Annotated in this window: 2 protein-coding genes; one reads left to right on the top strand and one right to left on the bottom strand. The window is 28.0% G+C overall.

The window, feature by feature from the left end:
• Positions 1 to 232 precede the first annotated feature (232 nt).
• Positions 233 to 1,027, bottom strand: coding sequence for a class I SAM-dependent methyltransferase (locus BM384_RS16900; RefSeq protein WP_090015414.1), 795 nt, complete (start codon positions 1,025 to 1,027; stop codon positions 233 to 235).
• 139 nt (positions 1,028 to 1,166) lie between these two features.
• On the opposite strand from BM384_RS16900, the gene BM384_RS16895 reads away from it, so the two are divergent.
• Positions 1,167 to 1,880, top strand: coding sequence for a histidine phosphatase family protein (locus BM384_RS16895; protein WP_090015412.1), 714 nt, complete (start codon positions 1,167 to 1,169; stop codon positions 1,878 to 1,880).
• Positions 1,881 to 1,979 lie beyond the last annotated feature (99 nt).

Here is a 1,979-nt window from a genome sequence, read left to right as displayed (position 1 = left end):
TCAAAAGATTCACCTCCTAAAGCTATTATAACAATTTTTATAAAAAACTTCTAATATTTTATAAAGTTTTCTAAACTTTTGTCATCTGTTATTCACCCCCACTAATTTTTGAAACTTCACTTATAGTTTTATACATAATATCCTCCCCAATTAATAAAAGCTTGAGATTATCCCAGCTTTCATCTGCTTCATATTATATTTTAAGCTATGACATCGTGTTACAGTCAATAATTTACTTTACAGCAGTTAAAGTAAAAGTTTTAGGAATTCCTTTGTCAAAAACTTCTGAAGAAAGATTAGGTTCTTCATAAAGTCTCTTTATAGTAAATCCACTTAAAGCACAAGCAGTTACTATTTCACCAAGATTCCAAAATCTCAAATAAACTTTTTCTTTTTCTGTATCATCTGAATACTTTGAATAAGATACTTCTTTTTCATGAAGCTCTGAATCAAAATAATCACCAGTAACCTTATGCTTTCTAACCTTAGCTGTTGAACCTCTAGATGTTATAAGCTTAGTTGAAACAGGGTGGAAATCTCTTATTACAAACATTCCTCCATCCTTTAAAAGCTTATAGGAAGCTTCCATAAAGGGTGTAAGATCAGAGAAGTAATGTAAGATACCCATTTCTGCAAATACAATATCAAACTGTTCATTTAAAGATTCATCAAGCTTTAATACATCAGATAAAATATAATGAAGATCAACTCCTGCTTCTTTTGCAAGGTCTAAAGCATATTCTTCGTTTTCCTTAGAAAAATCAACAACAGTTATATCTGCTCCTAAAAGACCTAAAGATACCCCCTTAATACCATTTGAACCCATAAGATTTAAAACTTTTTTATTTTTAACATCTCCAAACTTTTCAAGAAGTACAGAAATCTTCTTTTCAGGATTCTCTTTAAGCTTTTTTGCTGCTTCTTTTGGCGTTCCAAATCTATTTACCCAGGCATTATATGTATCATTATTCCAAGATTCTTCGTTTTTATTGATACATACATTTTCTTTTTTATCTATATTGTTCATTTATTTTTCCTCCAAAGTTTTAACAAAGTCACTGTATTTCATTATAATATATTTTATCTTTATTGTGAAACTCATTATTATTTTTGATGTACTTAAATAATAAGTGATATAATTTAATTGGTATAAAGGAGGTTTTCATATGGAGAAAAAAAATAATGGTAATGTAACATTATATTTAATGAGACATGGAGAAACTATCTTAAATAAAGCAGGAAGAACACAAGGATGGTCAGATGGAGTCTTAACAAAAGAAGGCACTGAAACAGCTATAAATGCAGCTATAGGTCTAAGCAATATAAATTTTAAGGCTATATATTCTAGCGATTTAGGACGAGCTGTAAAAACTGCTGAATTAGTTATTAAAGAAAATAACTCAAGTAAAGATTTAAAACTTATAAAAACTGAAGCTTTAAGAGAAGCTTACTTTGGAAAATATGAAGGTGGCTTCGACTCTGAATTCTATAGAGATATTCTTGATTATCTTAAGGTTTCATCCTTTGAAGAAGCTATGAAAAAATATGATGATATGCAAAAGGAATTTTGTAATGCAGCAGCTACCCTTGATGATACTAATGAAGCTGAAAATTATGAAACTGTCTATAATCGTTATATTAATTTTATAAATAAAGTTACTATAGAAACTTCTAAAAAAGGTGGTGGAAATATTCTTCTTGTAACTCATGGTGGAGTAATGAGAATTCTTTTAGATAAGTTTAATAAAAATAATATCGATATGAGTAATATAGATAACTGTAGCATATCTATAGTTAAATATTCAAAGGGTGAATATATTGTAGAATCTATTAATAATGTGGATCATATAGAAAAGGGACAAGATATTAGAATGATATAAATAAGGCTCAATTATTAAATATAGTGATAAATAAAACTAACTATTCAAATATAGATGGACGACCTTTAAAATTCGTATTTATATAGGGATGTTTACCTT

Origin of the sequence: Clostridium sp. DSM 8431 (assembly GCF_900116755.1) — a bacterium.
Taxonomy (GTDB): Bacteria; Bacillota; Clostridia; order Clostridiales; family Clostridiaceae; genus Clostridium.
This window is presented reverse-complemented; position numbering and strand designations above follow the sequence as displayed.